13 protein-coding genes, 2 tRNA genes, 2 rRNA genes and 1 pseudogene are annotated in these 21,230 nt (G+C 42.6%); 11 read left to right on the forward strand and 7 right to left on the reverse strand.

Translation table 11 applies throughout. The annotated features are described in order from the left end of the window. Positions 1-36 precede the first annotated feature (36 nt). The 5 genes from lpxB to tilS all read left to right on the forward strand — a co-directional run bounded on the left by lpxB (position 37) and on the right by tilS (position 7,819). Positions 37-1,185, forward strand: a complete 1,149-nt coding sequence (lpxB, locus tag ArsFIN_RS03000) for a lipid-A-disaccharide synthase (RefSeq protein ID WP_026822073.1) — start codon at positions 37-39, stop codon at positions 1,183-1,185. Beyond that, the gene (rnhB, locus tag ArsFIN_RS03005) at positions 1,182-1,784 is read left to right on the forward strand and encodes a ribonuclease HII (protein WP_026822072.1); all 603 of its coding nucleotides are present in this window, start codon (positions 1,182-1,184) and stop codon (positions 1,782-1,784) included. Before lpxB ends, rnhB begins: the two co-directional genes overlap by 4 nt. A 4-nt stretch (positions 1,785-1,788) precedes the next feature. Then, positions 1,789-5,271 carry a DNA polymerase III subunit alpha gene (gene dnaE / locus ArsFIN_RS03010; protein WP_026822071.1) on the forward strand — a complete coding sequence of 1,161 codons (3,483 nt, stop codon included), beginning with the start codon at positions 1,789-1,791 and terminating at the stop codon, positions 5,269-5,271. A gap of 11 nt (positions 5,272-5,282) precedes the next feature. After that, on the forward strand, positions 5,283-6,242 hold the full coding sequence (gene accA, locus ArsFIN_RS03015; RefSeq protein ID WP_026822070.1) for an acetyl-CoA carboxylase carboxyl transferase subunit alpha: 960 nt from the start codon (positions 5,283-5,285) through the stop codon (positions 6,240-6,242). A gap of 236 nt (positions 6,243-6,478) precedes the next feature. Beyond that, positions 6,479-7,819: a tRNA lysidine(34) synthetase TilS gene (gene tilS / locus ArsFIN_RS03020; RefSeq protein ID WP_026822069.1), complete on the forward strand. Its 1,341-nt coding sequence runs from the start codon at positions 6,479-6,481 to the stop codon at positions 7,817-7,819. 38 nt (positions 7,820-7,857) lie between these two features. Here tilS and rof read toward each other — a convergent pair whose 3' ends face one another. Next, positions 7,858-8,124 carry a Rho-binding antiterminator gene (gene rof, locus ArsFIN_RS03025; protein ID WP_026822068.1) on the reverse strand — a complete coding sequence of 89 codons (267 nt, stop codon included), beginning with the start codon at positions 8,122-8,124 and terminating at the stop codon, positions 7,858-7,860. Positions 8,125-8,395: 271 nt separating this feature from the next. Here rof and nlpE point away from each other — a divergent pair, with 271 nt between their 5' ends. Further along, the gene (nlpE, locus tag ArsFIN_RS03030; protein WP_026822067.1) at positions 8,396-9,058 is read left to right on the forward strand and encodes an envelope stress response activation lipoprotein NlpE; all 663 of its coding nucleotides are present in this window, start codon (positions 8,396-8,398) and stop codon (positions 9,056-9,058) included. A 60-nt stretch (positions 9,059-9,118) separates the two neighbouring features. Here the strand turns inward: nlpE and proS are convergent, their stop codons facing one another. From proS to metN, 6 genes and pseudogenes are all read right to left on the reverse strand, one after another. Continuing rightward, positions 9,119-10,834 (reverse strand): proline--tRNA ligase, encoded by a 1,716-nt coding sequence (proS, locus tag ArsFIN_RS03035; protein WP_026822066.1) that lies wholly within the window; start codon positions 10,832-10,834, stop codon positions 9,119-9,121. Positions 10,835-10,941: 107 nt separating this feature from the next. Next, positions 10,942-11,655, reverse strand: coding sequence for a tRNA (N6-threonylcarbamoyladenosine(37)-N6)-methyltransferase TrmO (tsaA, locus tag ArsFIN_RS03040; protein WP_026822065.1), 714 nt, complete (start codon positions 11,653-11,655; stop codon positions 10,942-10,944). Further along, positions 11,648-11,907 (reverse strand): annotated as a pseudogene (rcsF, locus tag ArsFIN_RS28710) (Rcs stress response system protein RcsF). Before rcsF ends, tsaA begins: the two are co-directional and overlap by 8 nt. Before the next feature lie 286 nt (positions 11,908-12,193). Continuing rightward, positions 12,194-13,015 (reverse strand): MetQ/NlpA family lipoprotein, encoded by an 822-nt coding sequence (locus ArsFIN_RS03050; protein ID WP_026822064.1) that lies wholly within the window; start codon positions 13,013-13,015, stop codon positions 12,194-12,196. 51 nt (positions 13,016-13,066) lie between these two features. Next, positions 13,067-13,717 carry a methionine ABC transporter permease MetI gene (metI, locus tag ArsFIN_RS03055; RefSeq protein ID WP_026822063.1) on the reverse strand — a complete coding sequence of 217 codons (651 nt, stop codon included), beginning with the start codon at positions 13,715-13,717 and terminating at the stop codon, positions 13,067-13,069. Next, the gene (metN, locus tag ArsFIN_RS03060; RefSeq protein WP_026822062.1) at positions 13,710-14,741 is read right to left on the reverse strand and encodes a methionine ABC transporter ATP-binding protein MetN; all 1,032 of its coding nucleotides are present in this window, start codon (positions 14,739-14,741) and stop codon (positions 13,710-13,712) included. Before metN ends, metI begins: the two co-directional genes overlap by 8 nt. Positions 14,742-14,907: 166 nt before the next feature. Between metN and gmhB the strand changes: the two genes are divergently transcribed. The 5 genes from gmhB to ArsFIN_RS03085 all read left to right on the forward strand — a co-directional run bounded on the left by gmhB (position 14,908) and on the right by ArsFIN_RS03085 (position 21,115). Next, positions 14,908-15,495, forward strand: coding sequence for a D-glycero-beta-D-manno-heptose 1,7-bisphosphate 7-phosphatase (gmhB, locus tag ArsFIN_RS03065; protein WP_026822061.1), 588 nt, complete (start codon positions 14,908-14,910; stop codon positions 15,493-15,495). Positions 15,496-15,876: 381 nt separating this feature from the next. Beyond that, positions 15,877-17,418 (forward strand): 16S ribosomal RNA (locus tag ArsFIN_RS03070). A gap of 66 nt (positions 17,419-17,484) precedes the next feature. Next, positions 17,485-17,561 (forward strand) — tRNA-Ile (locus ArsFIN_RS03075). A 57-nt stretch (positions 17,562-17,618) separates the two neighbouring features. Beyond that, positions 17,619-17,694, forward strand: a tRNA-Ala gene (locus ArsFIN_RS03080). Between the two features lie 345 nt (positions 17,695-18,039). After that, positions 18,040-21,115 (forward strand): 23S ribosomal RNA (locus tag ArsFIN_RS03085). The 16S and 23S rRNA genes sit together here with 2 tRNA genes alongside, the layout of an rRNA operon. The last annotated feature ends 115 nt before the right edge of the window (positions 21,116-21,230 follow it).

Consider the following 21,230-nt stretch of genomic DNA (forward strand, 5'->3'; position numbering starts at 1 on the left):
TAGGAGAAATTTTTGGCGAATAGTCATCAAGTTGCAATTCAACAACGACCTTTGACTATTGGTCTCGTTGCGGGAGAAACATCAGGCGACATACTTGGTGCCGGTCTTATTCGTGCGTTAAAACAGCAAGTTCCTAATGCGCGTTTTGTCGGTGTTGCCGGCCCATTAATGCAAGCAGAGGGCTGTGAAGCCTGGTATGAGATGGAAGAGCTTGCTGTTATGGGGATAGTTGAAGTTTTGGGGCGACTTCCGCGATTATTAAAAATTCGTGTTGACCTAACTAGACGTTTTGCTAACTTGCAGCCTGATGTATTTGTTGGCATAGATGCGCCTGACTTTAATATTACGCTTGAGAGGAAATTAAAGCAAACAGGGATAAAAACCATTCATTACGTCAGTCCTTCTGTTTGGGCGTGGAGACAGGATCGAGTTTTCAAGATAGGGGAGGCGACAAATCTGGTGCTTGCTTTGTTACCCTTTGAAAAAAGGTTTTATGATCGCTACGACATTCCCTGTCGTTTTATCGGCCATACCATGGCTGATATCATCCCGTTACTGCCTGATAAACAGGCAGCCAGAGCACAACTCAATATCACCAATGATGCTAAATGTTTGGCTATTTTACCAGGTAGCCGCCGTGCTGAAATTGAAATGTTGAGTGCAGATTTTTTGCACGCTGCTCAAATTTTGTTAAAAGACTTTCCTCGATTGCAAATCTTAGTTCCTATCGTTAATCAACAACGTCGGCAGCAATTTGAAGCGATTTATCGTGAGGTTTCACCTACCTTACCACTGAAAATTTTAGATGGCCAAGCGCGCATAGCGATGATCGCAGCTGATGTTACTTTATTAGCTTCGGGGACAGCTTCATTAGAATGTATGTTAGCAAAATGTCCAATAGTAGTTGCATATCGAATGAAGCCAATAACCTATTGGTTAGCTAAGCGCTTGGTTAAAACGCCTTTTATTTCGTTGCCTAATTTATTAGCAGGCGAAGCATTGGTTAAAGAATTTATTCAGCAAGATTGTCAACCTGAACATTTAGCAGCCTCACTAAAGTCTTTGCTAAACGACGAAAAAAAGGTTGAGCAGCTAAAACAGACCTTCTTGCAACTACATCAAAGTATCCGTTGCCATGCGGATCAACAAGCGGCAGAAGCCGTCTTGGAGGTAAGTAAAAAATGAATAATTTTATTTATCCTAAAGCTAAATTTATTGCTGGTGTTGATGAGGTAGGCCGAGGACCTTTAGTTGGGGCAGTGGTGACAGCGGCCGTGATTTTAGATCCCAAACAGCCGATAATAGGATTAGCGGATTCAAAAAAATTAACCGAAAAGCGGCGTAATGCACTCTGTATTGAGATTCTAGACAAGGCATTATGTTGGAGCATTGGGCGTGCAGAGCCCGAAGAGATAGATAAAATCAATATATTACAGGCAACTTTTTTAGCCATGCGCAGAGCAGTGGCAGGACTTACCACTCGGCCTGATATTGTTTTGGTGGACGGCAATAAGAGCCCAGGTTTTCCTGTACCTTCTCAGGCAATTATTAAAGGTGATAGTTTAGTGCAAGAAATTAGCGCCGCGTCAATATTAGCGAAAGTGACCCGTGATAGGGAAATGCGAGAGTTAGATATCCTTTTTCCAGAGTATGGTTTTGCTCAACATAAAGGTTACCCAACAGCATTTCATTTAGAAAAACTGGCTCAGCATGGTGCAACACAGTTTCATCGCAAAAGTTTTGCTCCTGTTCGCCGAGTACTAAATTCTAGAGAGTATAGCTAAGAAAATGGCCGAACCACGTTTTATACACTTGCGCGTCCATAGTGACTATTCCATTATCGATGGATTAGCAAAAATTAACCCACTCGTTAATCGAGTGGCAGAATTAGGCATGCCGGCACTGGCGATAACTGATTTTACCAATCTTTATGGTTTAATAAAATTTTATGGTGCTGCTCATGCAGAGGGTATTAAGCCGATAATTGGTGCAGATTTTTATCTAGAAAGTGAGTTACTCGGTGATGAAGTTGCTCACTTAACCATCCTGGCTAGAGATAATAAAGGTTACCATAATCTGACATTACTTATTTCAGCAGCCTATCAAAAAGGTTATGGCGCGATAGGACCAACAATCAAACGAGAATGGTTGGTAACCCATAAAGAAGGGCTATTATTACTGTCAGGTGGTTGTCTGGGAGATGTGGGTAAATTTCTATTACGCGGAAATCAGCAACTGGTTGAGCAATGTTTGGATTTTTATCAAACTCATTTCCCTAATAACTATTATCTGGAACTTGTTAGGACAGGACGGCCTGATGAAGAAAGTTATTTACATGCAGCAGTCCAATTGGCGGCTGAAAAAGGCGTGCCAGTCGTAGCCACCAACAATGTTCGCTTTATTAATAGTGATGATTTTGCCGCACATGAAATACGGGTGGCGATCCATGATGGTTTTACACTCGCTGATCAGAAAAGACCTAAAAATTATAGTCCTCAGCAATATCTACGCAGTGAACAGGAAATGGTTGAGTTATTTGCTGACATTCCTGAAGCACTTGAAAATAGTGTCGAAATTGCTAAGCGCTGTAATGTGATGATGCGTTTAGGTGAATATTTTCTGCCGCAATTTCCCACTGGGGATATGGCAACGGAAGATTTCCTTATCAAATGTGCTAAAGCTGGTCTGGAAGAACGTTTACAATTCCTTTATCCCAATGAGAAAGAAAGAGCTGAGCGACGGATTGAATATGATGAACGTTTAGATACTGAATTACGCGTGATTAACCAAATGGGTTTCCCGGGTTATTTTCTGATCGTAATGGAGTTTATTCAATGGTCAAAAGATAACGCTATCCCGGTTGGCCCGGGACGAGGTTCAGGTGCTGGCTCATTAGTGGCCTACGCATTAAAAATTACAGATTTGGATCCACTTGAATTTGATCTGCTATTTGAACGTTTTCTTAATCCTGAACGTGTATCCATGCCTGACTTTGATGTCGATTTTTGTATGGAAAAACGCGATCAGGTCATTGAACATGTTGCGCAAATGTATGGTCGTGAAGCTGTCTCACAAATTATTACCTTTGGTACCATGGCAGCAAAAGCGGTTATTCGAGATGTTGGCCGGGTATTGGGGCATCCGTATGGATTTGTTGATCGTATCGCCAAATTAGTTCCATCTGATCCTGGTATGACCCTTGAAAAAGCATTTGTTGTTGAGCCACAGCTGCAAGAAATTTATGATGCTGATGAGGAAGTTAAGGCATTAATAGATATGGCGCGTAAACTGGAAGGTGTGACGCGCAATGCAGGTAAACATGCTGGCGGAGTAGTGATTGCGCCGACCAAAATAACCGATTTTGCACCACTTTATTGTGATCCTGAAGGGCAAAACCCGCTTACTCAATTTGATAAAAATGATGTTGAATACGCCGGTCTAGTAAAATTTGATTTTCTGGGTCTTCGGACTTTGACAATCATTAGTTGGGCGTTAGATATGATTAATCAACGTCGAGCAAAACAAAATTTAGCGCCCATTGATATCGCGACGATCCCACTTACTGACCAAAAATGTTTTGACCTGCTCCAACGGGCAGAGACGACAGCGGTATTTCAACTTGAATCGCGTGGTATGAAAGACCTGATTAAGCGATTACGTCCCGATTGCTTTGAAGATATGATCGCTTTGGTTGCACTTTTTCGTCCCGGCCCACTACAGTCAGGGATGGTGGATAATTTTATTGATCGCAAGCATGGGCGAGAAGCCATCTCTTATCCTGATGTTGAATGGCAGCATGCATCATTACAAACGGTCTTAGAGCCTACCTACGGTATCATTCTTTATCAAGAACAAGTCATGCAGATTGCTCAGGTACTTGCTGGCTATACGCTAGGTGGCGCAGATATGCTCCGGCGGGCAATGGGTAAGAAAAAGCCGGAAGAAATGGCACAACAGCGCTCAATTTTTGAAGCGGGAGCAGTTAAAAATGGTATAGATGGTGAGTTAGGCATGAAAATCTTTGACCTGGTGGAAAAATTTGCCGGTTACGGATTTAATAAATCACATTCTGCTGCTTATGCTTTAGTTTCTTACCAAACCCTTTGGTTAAAAACCCACTATCCGGCTGAATTTATGGCAGCCGTGATGACAGCGGATATGGATAATACCGAGAAAGTGGTTAGTTTAGTTGACGAATGTTGGCGTATGGGGTTGAAAGTACTACCACCCGATATCAACAGTGGATTATACCATTTTCATGTCAATGACAGAGGTGAAATTGTTTATGGTATTGGTGCAATTAAAGGTGTTGGTGAAGGTCCAATAGAAGCCATTATTGAATCTCGACAAAAAGGTGGTTATTTTAAAGAAATTTTTGATCTTTGTGCGCGGGTCGATACTAAAAAACTTAATCGTCGAGTGATGGAAAAATTGATAATGTCCGGTGCTTTTGATCATTTAGGTCCGCATCGTGCCGCATTAATGTCTTCATTAGAAGATGCCTTAAAAGCGGCGGATCAACATGCTAAAGCAGAAGCTATTGGACAAACTGATATGTTTGGCGTATTAGCTGAAGCGCCTGAGCAGGTTGAACAATCTTATGCTAGTGTAGCGAAATGGCCTGAACATTTAATATTAGAAGGTGAACGTGAAACGCTCGGTCTTTATTTAACTGGGCATCCTATTACCGCCTATTTGTCAGAGATTGAACGTTATACTAGTGGATTAAGACTTAAGGATGTGAATCCAACGCCGCGGGGACAAATGTCTACGGTGGTTGGTTTAGCGCTAACAGCTAAAGTGGTAACAACTAAGCGTGGCAACAGAATAGGCATATGTACTTTAGATGATCGTTCTGGGCGCTTGGATATCATGTTATTTTCTGATGCATTAGAAAAGTATCAGCATTTACTAGAGAAAGATAAAATATTAATTGCCACAGGTCAGGTCAGCTTTGATGAATTCAATGGTGGTAATAAAATGTCTGTTCGTGAATTGATGGATCTTAGCGAAGCTCGGGCAAAATATGCCCGGAGTATTGCTATTTCATTGACAGATAGACAAATTGATGACCAATTATTAAACCGTCTTCGTAGCACATTGGAACCTTATCGTTCAGGAACAATACCGGTTAATCTTTATTATCAGAAAAAAGACGCGCGCGCTAAATTAAAATTAGGCGTCACTTGGCGGGTAACACCGACAGATAATCTTCTGATTGAGCTGCGAACTCTGCTAGGTAATCAGCAGGTAGAATTAGAATTTGACTAAATAGGAATATTATGAGCCTTAATTTTCTGGATTTTGAACAGCCGATTGCTGAGTTGGAAGCAAAAATAGACTCGTTAACGGCAGTAAATCGTCAGGATACCAAGCTAGATATTGACCTAGATGAAGAGGTCGCTAGACTTCGCGAAAAGAGTTTAGAGTTAACACGCAAAATTTTTTCTGACTTAGGCGCTTGGCAAATAGCACAACTTGCTCGTCATCCGATGCGACCTTATACCCTGGATTATGCTCAGCGTATATTCACTCATTTCCAGGAGCTAGCGGGTGATCGTGCTTATGCTGATGATAAAGCCATTGTTGGCGGATTGGCTCGGTTGGATGGGCGTCCAGTAATGGTTATTGGCCATCAAAAAGGGCGTGAAACAAAAGAAAAGATTCGGCGTAATTTTGGCATGCCAGCACCGGAAGGATACCGTAAGGCTTTACGATTGATGGAAATCGCAGAGCGTTTTAAATTACCGATTATTACCTTTATCGATACACCGGGAGCCTATCCTGGTGTTGGGGCGGAGGAACGCGGTCAGTCTGAAGCAATTGCGCGTAATTTACGTGAAATGTCACGGCTCTCTGTGCCTATTATCTGTACCGTAATTGGTGAGGGAGGCTCTGGTGGCGCATTAGCTATAGGTGTGGGTGATAAAGTGAATATGTTACAATACAGTACTTATTCTGTTATCTCACCCGAGGGCTGTGCTTCTATTCTTTGGAAAAGCGCCGATAAAGCACCATTAGCCGCTGAAGCGATGGGGATCACCGCTTCGCGTTTAAAATCACTTAATCTGATTGATAACATTGTTGAAGAGCCGCTAGGTGGCGCGCATCGTAATTATGAGCAAATTGCGCATAATCTTAAACAGCGGATTTTAAATGATTTGAGTGATATCGATTCTTTTAGTCCGGAAGAGTTGATAAACAGACGTTATCAACGTTTAATGGAATGTGGTTATTGCTAATATTGCGGTAGCAAATGAATAAAATGGAAATAACTATTAATGGTTATTTCCATTTTTTAATGCGTAAAATGTTTTATCGTTGATTTATTATCAGAAATGATCCTTAAAAAATTTATTTCTCCTTTTATTTTCTGAGTAAATTTTATTTAATACAAAATATTATATGAATACTGTTAGTATGATGAGTGGAAAATAGAGCAGATAATTAATGCCGAAAAGAGGTAATAAGAATAATTATGAATGTTGATGAGGCTGCATTACTGAACCAAATTATAAAAGCTATCGGCTCAACACGCCGAGTGTTGGTAGGCTTCAGTGGTGGACTGGATTCAACGGTTTTATTACATGCCTTAGTGACATTACGTCAAACCGCAGTGCCAAATCTTAACATCCGTGCGGTCTATATTCATCACGGACTTAATGATAAAGCTGATGATTGGGCTATCCATTGCCAACAAGTTTGTTGCGACTTGCAGGTAGCGTTTTATTCACAGCCGGTTTATATCGATCCGACTAAAAAAGGGATAGAAGCAGCGGCGCGTGATGCACGATATCGAGCGTTTCGCGAAATATTATTACCTGAAGAAATTATTGTTACTGCCCAACATTTAGATGATCAAGCAGAAACTTTTTTATTAGCATTAAAACGGGGCAGTGGGCCAGCAGGCTTATCTGCCATGCCAATTTCTATGCCGTTTGCTGATAGCTATTTAATCAGACCTTTATTATCTTTTAGCCGTCAGCAATTGGTTGTTTATGCGCAAAAAAAAGCACTTTCTTGGATAGAGGACGATAGTAACCAAGATCAGCGCTATGATCGTAATTTTTTACGTTTGACGATAATGCCACATTTCAATCGACGTTGGCCGCATTTTTCGCAAGCAGTGGCTAGAAGTGCCAGTTTATGTGCCGAACAAGAAGCCTTACTAAATGAGTTACTACAAGATTATTTATCTCAGCTAGTAACGGCAGAAGGAGCCTTGCAGCTTGATGCTTTAGCAAGTTATTCTGCAATAAAACGTAACGCAATATTACGCCGTTGGTTGAGTTTTCATCGAATTTTGATGCCTTCTCGTGTTCAATTAAAACAGATTTGGCAAGACGTGATCTGTGCGCGGCCAGATGCCGAACCGCAATTTAAGTTAGCTAACAACAATGTTATTCGGCGTTTTAAACAACAACTTTGGTTGCTACCACAATTTAACGATCTGACTAAAATTTGTTTAGCGTGGCAGTTGCCTGCAGCCATTAAATTACCCGATAATTTAGGGACGCTTAGGGTGGTAGATAAAGGCATTAGTGTTCGTGCTCCATTACAAAATGAAAAGGTGACTATTCGATTTGGTTTAAAAGGCAATATTAAAATTATTGGCCGCCAGCACGCGAGGCGGAGTAAAAAACTTTGGCAAGAATTAGGTGTTGCTCCATGGTTAAGAGAAAGAATACCTTTGGTTTATTATAACGATGAACTTATTGCCGCTGTTGGTGTATTTATTACCGAATCTGGGCGATGTATTCAAGGGCAGTCTGCATTGAACGTAAAATGGATAACCGATAAAAAACCCTTACTCTACTAGTAAGGGTTATTCTCGCGCTTGTTTAATCATGGCTTCTTTTATGATCCAGAATGATCAATAACGATGTCTCCAATTTCAGGATGACTAAAACTAACAATATGATCTAATCGCAGTTGCTTTTTTTCATTAGCAGCCTCAACAACCAGATATTCAACCTGTTTTTTTAACAGTAGATCGATTGCTTTGCCTTCAATAATCTCCCCATTATTCAATTTTATAGCTAATTGAAGACTATGTTGGCAAGCGAGTTCTAAATAATCATAGTCATCACAGTTAATTGGTTTGTATTCAGTATCTTTAGACATAATCCCTCACCACTATTGTTAAGTGGCGGTTATTTGCCGCCTTCGGATATTTGTAATTATAAGCATTTACTACTTAAAGCGCATAATAGCACCAGACTTTTTTTTGTAACGAAGAACGAAAACATTAGTATGATTTTGGCTAATATTAATGGTACGCAATGAAATTTAACAAATGGTTTTAAATATTGTTTAACCAGGTAAAATGGTTTGCTGAAAATAAACGATTGTTATTGTAATAGATCTATTTTATTGATGGATTTTGGAGCGAATGATGAATCAAAAAGTATTAAAAATATTGCTCACAATAGGTGCGCTGAGCCTAGCTGGCTGCCAGCATAAATTATCACAATCTCAGAACCAGCCAGTAGATAAAGTTTATACTGGCGTACTTCCTTGCGCAGATTGTTCAGGTATTGAAACAACCGTTCTTTTTAATCCGAATGGTACATATATTGAACAATTGACTTATTTGGGTAAGGAAGAACAAAAAAATACTTTTTTTTCTAGCGGAAATTGGACTAAAAAAGGCACTAAATTATTTTTGATTGATTCTGAAGAACAAAAAACCTATTTTCAACCTAGTACTGATGATAAAACAATAGAATATCTCGATCAGGAAGGAAATAAAATAGAAAGCAATTTAAATTATACATTAGAGCAAGTTAAGCCTGACATAAAGAGCGGAGAATATCGCTATATCGCCGACGCGGCTTTATTTAAAGAGTGTAAAACGGGGCGTACTTATAGTGTGAGTGGTATTGATTTAGAAAACCAATATCGCGCAACGGGTATTGAAGCGGGTAAACCAGTTTATGTTGAAGTTGAGGGCTATTATACTATCCGTCCTTCGATGGAGGATGGATTGTTTGATGCCACATTGATCCAGACTGGAACGATTAAATTTGATAAATTGCGTACTTGTCAGTCTCGCTAATTATCAGTTATATGAAATGCCCAACTAAAAGAGCTGGGCATTTTGCCTTAATGAGGCTGATTAGTTAAGTTTTGTATGCAGAAAATCAACTATCCCAGCAATATTAATATATTCTTTCTCATTATTTCGCCGTTGTTTATATTCAACCTGGTTGTTATCTAAATTACGATCACCGATCACTATTGTATGAGGTATGCCAATAAGCTCCATATCGGCGAACATCACACCAGGCCGCTCTTTACGATCATCTAAAAGAACATCAATTCCTTTGGCTTGCAAATCACGGTAAAGTCTTTCAGCAACCTCTTTTACACGATAGGATTTATGCATATTCATCGGTAAAATAGCAACCTGAAAAGGCGCAATAGCATCAGGCCAAATAATTCCTTTATCATCGTGGCTTTGTTCAATTGCTGCTGCGACAATCCGCGTGACACCAATACCATAACATCCCATCGTTACCGTTTGATTATGGCCATCTTCATTTTGTACACTGGCCTTCATTGCTTCAGAATATTTAGTTCCAAGTTGAAAGATATGACCAACTTCTATCCCACGTTTAATTTGTAGAGTACCTTTACCGTCTGGACTCGGATCGCCTTCGACGACATTACGTAGATCGTAAACTTCGGGTAAAGAGAGATCCCGTTGCCAATTGATACCAAAATAGTGTTTATGATCGATATTAGCGCCTGCACTAAAATCACTCATCATAGCAACGCTGCGGTCGATAATCGCCGGTATTGGCAAGTTAACAGGGCCTAATGAACCTGGGCCAGCTTTCAGGGTGGCACGTATTTCTTCTTCTGTTGCGAATCTCAGTGGACTTGCCACCAAAGGGTGTTTTTCTGCTTTAACCTCATTGAGTTCATGATCACCGCGGACCAATAAAGCAATAAGCTGGTGACCACTCTCTTTTGCGGCACTAACAATTAAAGTTTTAATTGTTTTCTCAATAGGTAAATCATGTTGCTCTACAAGTTCGGCAATGGTTTTGGCGTTAGGCGTATCGACAAGACGCATATCTTCAACTGGTGCAGCGCGTTCATTCGAAAGACAAATGGCTTCGGCCAGTTCAATATTAGCGGCATAATCTGAAGCAGTAGAAAAAACAATATTATCTTCACCACTATCCGCTAATACTTGAAATTCATGCGAGGCATTACCACCAATAGAACCAGTATCTGCTTGGACTGCCCTAAAATTGAAGCCAATACGCGTAAAGATTGCACTATAGGCCGCATACATAGCATCGTAAGTTTGTTGCAGCGAGTCTTGGTCGGTATGAAAAGAATAAGCGTCTTTCATAATAAATTCACGGGAGCGCATCACACCAAAACGTGGCCTTACTTCGTCACGAAATTTTGTTTGGATTTGATAAAGGTTCAACGGAAGCTGCTTATAAGAAGTTACTTCGTTACGAATAAGATCGGTAATTACCTCTTCATGAGTTGGGCCCAACACAAAAGGTCGCTCGCCACGATCAACAAAACGAAGTAATTCTGGCCCATATTGCTCCCAACGCCCACTCTCTTGCCAGAGATCGGCTGGCTGAACTATCGGCATGGAGATCTCAATTGCACCAGCGCGATTCATTTCTTCACGAATAATGTTCTCAACTTTGCGCAACACACGGACACCGGTTGGTAGCCAGTCATATAGCCCTGAAGCAAGTTTACGGATCATACCTGCGCGAAGCATCAGCTTATGACTGATAACTTCAGCGTCGGCGGGAGTCTCTTTTAAAGTAGAGAGAAGATATTGGCTTGTACGCATTATTAGCTTCCATCAACGACGAATTACTTCCAGTTGGCATTAACCAACCATTAAAACAAAATTATTCCCCAGTCTACCAGTGACTTGCTAATGTCAAAAGAGATAACTTAATTTTTTAGCGTATCTAAGGAAAGAACGACCACTATATTCGCTGAAATTCGCCATCTAACGTTAAAATCAAGCAGATGAACAGCGTAGATTTTTTCATCAGCAGCATTTTTTTTATATGCTGGACGTGGGTCTTGGGCTAAGACTTGTCGAATAAAACGCTCAAGGAAAGAGTAGCGGGTTTGTTGCTCAATCAGCTGTTTTTGGGCGGTAGCAGAAAAAATAACTGTCATTTTATTAGCGGGTGCAGCTTGCGCAAATCCAGCAACTGCTTTTGGTAAAGATTCGGCAAAAGGAAGATAGGGTTTTATATCAATAACAGGAGTTCCATCAACTAAATCAATACTCCCTAGAGTCAAGCCTACCTCGCTATCACGGATAATTAGATTTTTCAATTCAATTAATGACATACCTATAGGATTAGGACGAAATGGAGAACGAGTGGCGAAAACGCCCATTTTAGTATTGCCGCCTAAACGGGGAGGCCTTACCAGTGGGCGCCAACTTTGTTGTTTGGTTTGATGAAAAATGAAAATAACCCAAATATGGCTAAATTGTTCCAATCCGCGAACCGCATCAGGATGATTATAAGGTGGTAATAGACGCAAAAAACCCTGTCCGTCATCAATTAAGCCTGGTTGTCTCGGGATGGCAAATTTTTCTTTATAGGGTGATTCTATCAGCCCAATCACGTTAAATTGGAAATTATTCATTGATAATATTCAGTGCAGAACCTTCACAAATAGCAGTTTGATAACAATCAGGTGTACTAATTATTTCACAACGATGCAATAACACGATATTTGCTCCCTGAGAAGAGGCCTTTTTCAACATGTTTTTTTCGCCTTTGGAATACTTACGCTTGGATCTTGTCGATTAGGTTGACATGAAATACCGGAAACAATACCCAGATCCTTAAATGGTTTACCTAGCAGCGCTTCTGTTTTATCAATAACTTTTACCACAGAACCTTTTTGTGGTGATATTTTGTTGATAACATTTTTTTGTTTTTTTTAGCGAGTTATCTTGTTTATTATATTCAGTTGGAGAAAGTAAATTACAGCCTGAAATACAAAGTACAAGACAACAGAGTAATAAGCGCATATAAATTCCTTATTAAAAAAATCAAATTAGCGCTAAAAATCAGTTTTAGCCATCATAATGGAATAATTAATTGAATGAAATTTATAATAAAACAAGCGGATTATATCCGCTTGTTTTATTATAATGTCACTCTTTTTGATAAAGCAATTACCAACCAGGGATAGCCCCCCCGTCAAAAATTTTATTCGCTGCTTCAGCGACTTCGCTAGATTGATAGGCTTTAACAAATTTTTTCACATTTTCATTATCTTTATTATCTATACGACTCACGATGAGATTTACATAAGGTGAATTTTTGTCTTCAACGAACAATCCATCTTTTGCTGGTGTTAATTTAGGTTCGGCGCTACTAGCCCAAGTTGTATTAATAATCGCGAGAACAATCTTGGGATCATCTAGACTACGAGGCAATTGCGGTGCTTCCAGTTCAATAAAGTTCAGCTTTTTAGGATTTTCAGTGATATCCAATACGGTAGGTTGTAAACCGGCACTATTACTTACTTTGATTAGCCCTTGTTTTTGTAACAACAATAGTGAACGTCCTAAGTTAGTAGGATCATTGGGAATTGCGATTTGGGCACCATCAGCTAGTTGTTCAACAGACTTAATCTTTTTAGAATAAGCCGCAATAGGATAAATAAATGTTTTGCCAACAGCGACTAATTTATAATTGCGATCTTTAATTTGTTGCTCTAAATAAGGTTTGTGTTGAAATGCATTAACATCAATATAGCCTTTGTCCAGAGATTCATTTGGCAGTACAAAATCATTAAAGGTAACTAATTCAACATCAAGCTGATATTTTTCTTTGGCGACTTTTTGTGCGACTTCAGCCACTGCTAACTCTTTGCCCATGATGACACCCACTCTGATGTGATTAGGTTTTTCTGTTTTTTCACCACAGCCACTAAAAACTAATATACTGAATAGTGCCGCAACAACGGCACTAGTTTTTATTTTGATAGACATAATTACCTCTTTAAGACCAGACTCAGTTTTAACCCTTTTTAAGTGAGGATTTTATTTACGTGTTTTTTTCATTAGGTGATTGCCAACAAATTGAATAGCAAAAACTAAAATAATTAGTAAAGCAAGAACCGTATTCATAACAGTTGGGTTATAGGTATAATAGCCGTATTGCATCGCAATTTGACCTAACCCGCCAGAACCAACCGCACCGCCCATCGCAGAGTAACCGACTAACATAATTAAGGTAATGGTCGCTGCATTGACTAAACCGGGCAAAGACTCAGGTAACAAGATTTTACTAATGATTTGTAGTGGCGTTGCGCCCATTGAACGAGCGGCTTCAATTAAACCATTGGGGATCTCTAACAGCGTATTTTCAACCATACGGGCAATGAAAGGTGCAGCCCCAATAGTCAGTGGAACGATCGCGGCCTGAATACCGATAGATGTGCCGACGATGAATTTAGTTAATGGAATAATCCAAACCAGTAAAATAATAAATGGGATGGAACGAAACACATTAACTAATGCAGACACTGTTCGGTAAAGTGTCAGATTTTCCATAACTTGTCCGGGGCGAGTCACATAAAGTAATATCCCAATGGGAAGTCCTAATAAAAACCCCAAAAATCCTGACACAAAAGTCATAATTAGTGTATCTAGCGTACCATTTAGTAGCAGGATAATCATTTTTTCAGACATAACCTAAGACCTCTACTTTTACATGGTGCTCTTCTAAAAAGGTAATTGATTTTTCAATATCTTCGTCAAGACCATGGAGTTCAGCCAGCATAAAACCAAATTTAACACCACCGGCGTAGTCAATTTGTGAACTTAATATATTAATGTCAATATTAAATTTCCTAGCCACCATTGAAATCAATGGTGCATCGACTGACTTACCGGTAAATTCCAATTTCAATAATGGCGATAAATCGGGTGCCGGCGCCATCTGTAAACGCTTTTGATAATCTTCAGGAATATCTAATACAAGTGTTGATTTAATAAAATTTTGCGCAATCGGGGTCTTTGGATGAGAAAATACTTCACTAACGCTATCTTGTTCTATTAAGCGCCCTTCACTAATAATCGCGACTTGATCGCATATACGTTTTACAACGTCCATCTCGTGAGTAATAAGTAAAATGGTTAAACCTAAACGTCGATTAATATCTTTCAATAGCTCAAGAATAGAACGGGTTGTTGCCGGATCTAATGCACTTGTCGCTTCATCACATAATAATACTTTAGGTGAATTGGCTAAAGCACGTGCTATAGCAACGCGTTGTTTCTGTCCTCCAGATAGACTGGCTGGATAGGCATCTTTTTTATTTGCTAAACCGACTAGTGTTAATAACTCTGTTACGCGTTGATGGATTTTGGCCTTTGGTGTGTTATCTAGCTCCAGAGGCAAGGCAATATTATCGAAAACATTTCGTGAAGAAAGTAGATTGAAATGCTGGAAGATCATTCCGATAGTACGGCGTGTGAAGATTAACTCTTTTTCAGAAAGATCGGTCAATGTCTGCCCATCAATGAATACTTCTCCTGATGTTGGGCGTTCAAGCATATTAACACAACGAATTAGCGTACTTTTTCCGGCACCGGAAGCACCGATAACCCCGTAAATTTGGCCTTGAGGAACATGCAAATTAATATTGGTTAATGCGTGAATTGCATGTGTTCCTTGGTGAAAAATTTTATTAATGTTAGAAAGTCTTATCATTGTGATCTACTAAATAATGGAAATAGTGGTGAGAACATTCGATCCTATTTAACATGGATGTTAAGGTGTCTAGACGTCTAAGTCAACAAAAATGTAAATATTGATCCTGTTCTTATTTAACCGCTTTTCATATAATGAACAAAGTTAAATTTAATGGAGTAATACGGTGAGTCAAAGTATTCCGGCGATTTTCCTTGATCGTGATGGTACCATTAACCACGATCATGGTTATGTGTATGAAATAGATAATTTTCAGTTTATCGAAGGTGCCATTGAGGCAATGCTTGAATTAAAAAAAATGGGTTATGCTTTGATACTTGTTACCAATCAATCAGGCATTGCAAGAGGGTTGTTCACAGAAGCGCAATTTCTTGCCTTGACGGAATGGATGGATTGGTCTCTTATTGATCGTGGTGTTGAGCTGGATGGTATTTATTATTGTCCTCATCATCCGGCAGCAATTGAACAAAAATATAGACAAATATGCAATTGCCGTAAGCCGAAGGCCGGTATGTTATTGTCCGCGCAAAAACAACTTAATATTGATATGAAAGCTTCTTATATGGTTGGTGATAAGCTTTCTGATATGCAAGCAGGTAAAGAGGCGCATATTGGGACTAATGTATTGGTTACTTCAGCAAAGGTTGTCACTGAAGATGATAAAAAATGCGCTGATTGGATTATAAATAGCCTGGCAGATTTACCCAATAAGATAAAAAATTGTCAAAAAAATGAACTTATTGTTCATAAATAAAGCAAAATTATTTTTTTTAAAAAAGTACTTGTGCAAAGATAAAATAAATCTATAATGCCCTTCCTGTTATCGCGACTTATTCATCAACAAGTGAATAAAAGTAAAGTATAACGCGAATTTAAGGTGAAAAGCGTAATATACGCCACCTCGCGACTACGGTCGCACGCTCTTTAACAATTAATCAGACAATCTGTGTGGGCACTCGCAAGACATCATCAAAAACTATTTGAAGATTAAGTCTTAAAGAGTGACAAACAGTTAATTCATATATGAACTAATAAGCAGTAACGTTATTTTGGCCAACAGCGAAGGCGATAAAAGGCCGACAAAGTGGCAAAAAAGCGTTACGGCCAGTAAAACATTCTTTGAGCATCAAACTTTTAATTGAAGAGTTTGATCATGGCTCAGATTGAACGCTGGCGGCAGGCCTAACACATGCAAGTCGAGCGGCAGCGGGAGAAAGCTTGCTTTCTTGCCGGCGAGCGGCGGACGGGTGAGTAAGGTATGGGGATCTGGCCGAAGGCGGGGGATAACCACTGGAAACGGTGGCTAATACCGCATAATCTCTAAGGAGCAAAGTGGGGGACCTTCTGGCCTCACACCTTCGGATGAACCCATATGAGATTAGCTAGTAGGTGGGGTAAAGGCTCACCTAGGCGACGATCTCTAGCTGGTCTGAGAGGATGATCAGCCACACTGGGACTGAGACACGGCCCAGACTCCTACGGGAGGCAGCAGTGGGGAATATTGCACAATGGGCGCAAGCCTGATGCAGCCATGCCGCGTGTATGAAGAAGGCCTTCGGGTTGTAAAGTACTTTCAGTCGTGAGGAAGGTGTTAAGGTTAATAAGCTTAGCAATTGACGTTAGCGACAGAAGAAGCACCGGCTAACTCCGTGCCAGCAGCCGCGGTAATACGGAGGGTGCGAGCGTTAATCGGAATTACTGGGCGTAAAGGGCACGCAGGCGGTTAATTAAGTTGGATGTGAAATCCCCGGGCTTAACCTGGGAATGGCATTCAAGACTGGTTAGCTAGAGTCTTGTAGAGGGGGGTAGAATTCCATGTGTAGCGGTGAAATGCGTAGAGATGTGGAGGAATACCGGTGGCGAAGGCGGCCCCCTGGACAAAGACTGACGCTCATGTGCGAAAGCGTGGGGAGCAAACAGGATTAGATACCCTGGTAGTCCACGCTGTAAACGATGTCGATTTGGAGGTTGTGGTCAAGAACTGTGGCCTCCGGAGCTAACGCGTTAAATCGACCGCCTGGGGAGTACGGCCGCAAGGTTAAAACTCAAATGAATTGACGGGGGCCCGCACAAGCGGTGGAGCATGTGGTTTAATTCGATGCAACGCGAAGAACCTTACCTACTCTTGACATCCAGAGAAGCTTTTAGAGATAGAGGCGTGCCTTCGGGAACTTTGAGACAGGTGCTGCATGGCTGTCGTCAGCTCGTGTTGTGAAATGTTGGGTTAAGTCCCGCAACGAGCGCAACCCTTATCCTTTGTTGCCAGCGATACGGTCGGGAACTCAAAGGAGACTGCCGGTGATAAACCGGAGGAAGGTGGGGATGACGTCAAGTCATCATGGCCCTTACGAGTAGGGCTACACACGTGCTACAATGGCGTATACAGAGAGAGGCGAGCCTGCGAGGGGAAGCGGAACTCAGAAAGTACGTCGAAGTCCGGATTGGAGTCTGCAACTCGACTCCATGAAGTCGGAATCGCTAGTAATCGCGGATCAGCATGTCGCGGTGAATACGTTCCCGGGCCTTGTACACACCGCCCGTCACACCATGGGAGTGGGTTGCAAAAGAAGTAGGTAGCTTAACCTTCGGGATGGCGCTTACCACTTTGTGATTCATGACTGGGGTGAAGTCGTAACAAGGTAACCGTAGGGGAACCTGCGGTTGGATCACCTCCTTACCGAGATAGATGGAATGTGAGTGTTCACACAGATTGTCTGATGAAGATTGAGCTGAAGGTATCATTAGGCTTGTAGCTCAGGTGGTTAGAGCGCACCCCTGATAAGGGTGAGGTCGGTGGTTCAAGTCCACTCAGGCCTACCAACATTGCTTGCTGACAGGCGAAGTTAGCGGGAAGGAGTAATGATACGATATCTTAATGGGGCTATAGCTCAGCTGGTAGAGCGCCTGCTTTGCACGCAGGATGTCAGCGGTTCGATCCCGCTTAGCTCCACCATATTGCAAGATAAAAAATAGATAAAAGGTTATTCAGAGCAGGCTGGCAACAGTATGCTGCGAATAATAATGCTCTTTAACAATCTGGAACAAGCTAAAAATTGAAACACACATTATTGAGAAAAATAATGTGGAGAACTCTCAAAACTCCAACGCGAAGTGTATTCGCTGTCAGGAAGGCAGGCGTTATGAGCGAGCAGTCAGGAATTCGAGGCGGCCAGCGCGCAGTCAGCGCAGCGTACAAAAAGTACGTGAGCATGGTGAGCACTGCCCAACAAAGAATTGCTGCACGCGCAGCCATAACCTATCAGAACGACAGTGAAATAAAGACACCTTCGGGTTGTGAGGTTAAGCGAATGAAGCGTACACGGTGGATGCCTAGGCAGTCAGAGGCGATGAAGGACGTGCTAATCTGCGAAAAGCGTCGGTAAGCTGATATGAAGCGTTATAGCCGGCGATGTCCGAATGGGAAAACCCAGTGCATTAATGCACTATCGTTTGATGAATTCATAGTCAAACGAGGCGAACCGGGGGAACTGAAACATCTCAGTACCCCGAGGAAAAGAAATCAACCGAGATTCCCCTAGTAGCGGCGAGCGAACGGGGAGTAGCCCAGAGTCAGCATCGATATTAGCATCAGGAGAAGGGTCTGGAAAGGCCAGCCATAAAGGGTGATAGCCCCGTATCCGAAGGTGTTAGTATCGTGAGCTCGAAGAGTAGGGCGGGACACGTGTTATCCTGTCTGAATAAGGGGGGACCATCCTCCAAGGCTAAATACTCCTGACTGACCGATAGTGAACCAGTACCGTGAGGGAAAGGCGAAAAGAACCCCGGCGAGGGGAGTGAAAGAGAACCTGAAACCGTGTACGTACAAGCAGTGGGAGCCCCATCACTCAAGTGCCTCGGCAGTTGGGTGATGGTATACCATCACAATAACAGCGCAGGCTTTGCCAACAAGGTTGTTCGGTTTTTTCAAGCCGCAGCGCAGTGTAGCTAGAAGTACACGAGCAGCGGAAGTTAAAAAAGCGGGCAAGATTGGCCGCAAAGACAAGCGGGACATTTGAGGATGGGGTGACTGCGTACCTTTTGTATAATGGGTCAGCGACTTATATTCTGTAGCAAGGTTAACCGTATAGGGGAGCCGTAGGGAAACCGAGTCTTAACTGGGCGTCAAGTTGCAGGGTATAGACCCGAAACCCGGTGATCTAGCCATGGGCAGGTTGAAGGTTGGGTAACACTAACTGGAGGACCGAACCGACTAATGTTGAAAAATTAGCGGATGACTTGTGGCTGGGGGTGAAAGGCCAATCAAACCGGGAGATAGCTGGTTCTCCCCGAAAGCTATTTAGGTAGCGCCTCGTGAATTCATCTTCGGGGGTAGAGCACTGTTTCGGCTAGGGGGTCATCCCGACTTACCAACCCGATGCAAACTCCGAATACCGAAGAATGTCATCACGGGAGACACACGGCGGGTGCTAACGTCCGTCGTGAAGAGGGAAACAACCCAGACCGCCAGCTAAGGTCCCCAAGTCATGGTTAAGTGGGAAACGAAGTGGGAAGGCTTAGACAGCCAGGATGTTGGCTTAGAAGCAGCCATCATTTAAAGAAAGCGTAATAGCTCACTGGTCGAGTCGGCCTGCGCGGAAGATGTAACGGGGCTAAACCATGCACCGAAGCTGCGGCAGCAACAGCAATGTTGTTGGGTAGGGGAGCGTTCTGTAAGCCGTTGAAGGTGGACTGAGAGGTCTGCTGGAGGTATCAGAAGTGCGAATGCTGACATAAGTAACGATAAAGCGGGTGAAAAACCCGCTCGCCGAAAGACCAAGGGTTCCTGTCCAACGTTAATCGGGGCAGGGTAAGTCGACCCCTAAGGCGAGGCTGAAAAGCGTAGTCGATGGGAAACGGGTTAATATTCCCGTACTAAGGGTTACTGCGAAGTGGGGACGGAGAAGGCTAGGCTATCCGGGCGACGGTTGTCCCGGTTTAAGCGTGTAGGTGGGTCGTGCAGGCAAATCCGTACGACTATATCACTGAGGCGTGATGACGAGCCACCAAGGTGGTGAAGTAGTTGATGCCCAGCTTCCAGGAAAAGCCGCTAAGCGATAGGTAATCCTTAATCGTACCCCAAACCGACACAGGTGGTTAGGTAGAGAATACTCAGGCGCTTGAGAGAACTCGGGTGAAGGAACTAGGCAAAATGGTGCCGTAACTTCGGGAGAAGGCACGCTGGCGTTAGGTGAAATGGTTAACCCATGGAGCTGAAGCCAGTCGCAGATACCAGCTGGCTGCAACTGTTTATTAAAAACACAGCACTGTGCAAACACGAAAGTGGACGTATACGGTGTGACGCCTGCCCGGTGCTGGAAGGTTAATTGATGGGGTAAGCCGTAAGGCGAAGCTCTTGATCGAAGCCCCAGTAAACGGCGGCCGTAACTATAACGGTCCTAAGGTAGCGAAATTCCTTGTCGGGTAAGTTCCGACCTGCACGAATGGCGTAATGATGGCCAGGCTGTCTCCACCCGAGACTCAGTGAAATTGAACTCGCTGTGAAGATGCAGTGTACCCGCGGCAAGACGGAAAGACCCCGTGAACCTTTACTATAGCTTGACACTGAACATTGAGCCTTGATGTGTAGGATAGGTGGGAGGCTAAGAAGTGTGGACGCCAGTTCGCATGGAGCCAACGTTGAAATACCACCCTTTAATGTTTGATGTTCTAACTTAGGTCCGTTATCCGGGCTGAGGACAGTGTCTGGTGGGTAGTTTGACTGGGGCGGTCTCCTCCCAAAGTGTAACGGAGGAGCACGAAGGTTGGCTAATCACGGTCGGACATCGTGAGGTTAGTGCAAAGGCATAAGCCAGCTTGACTGCGAGCGTGACGGCGCGAGCAGGTACGAAAGTAGGTCTTAGTGATCCGGTGGTTCTGAATGGAAGGGCCATCGCTCAACGGATAAAAGGTACTCCGGGGATAACAGGCTGATACCGCCCAAGAGTTCATATCGACGGCGGTGTTTGGCACCTCGATGTCGGCTCATCACATCCTGGGGCTGAAGTAGGTCCCAAGGGTATGGCTGTTCGCCATTTAAAGTGGTACGCGAGCTGGGTTTAGAACGTCGTGAGACAGTTCGGTCCCTATCTGTCGTGGGCGAAGGAAGATTGAGGGGGGCTGCTCCTAGTACGAGAGGACCGGAGTGGACGCACCACTGGTGTACAGGTTGTCATGCCAATGGCATCGCCTGGTAGCTAAGTGCGGAAGAGATAACCGCTGAAAGCATCTAAGCGGGAAACTTGCCTCAAGATGAGTCTTCCCTGACAGTAATGTCCTATAAGGGGTGTTCGAGACGAGGACGTAGATAGGCTGGGTGTGTAAGCGTAGCGATACGTTGAGCTAACCAGTACTAATGACCCGAGAGGCTTAACCTGACAACACCGAAGGTGTTTTGAGAAGAGAGAAGAATTTTAGCTTGTTCAAGAGTCTATCCTGACGAGATATTACGCGAAGGAGCGTGAACTGGCGCTGTTGATGGTGAGCGCCTAC

Source organism: Arsenophonus nasoniae (genome assembly GCF_004768525.1).
GTDB classification, from domain to species: domain Bacteria; phylum Pseudomonadota; class Gammaproteobacteria; order Enterobacterales; family Enterobacteriaceae; genus Arsenophonus; species Arsenophonus nasoniae.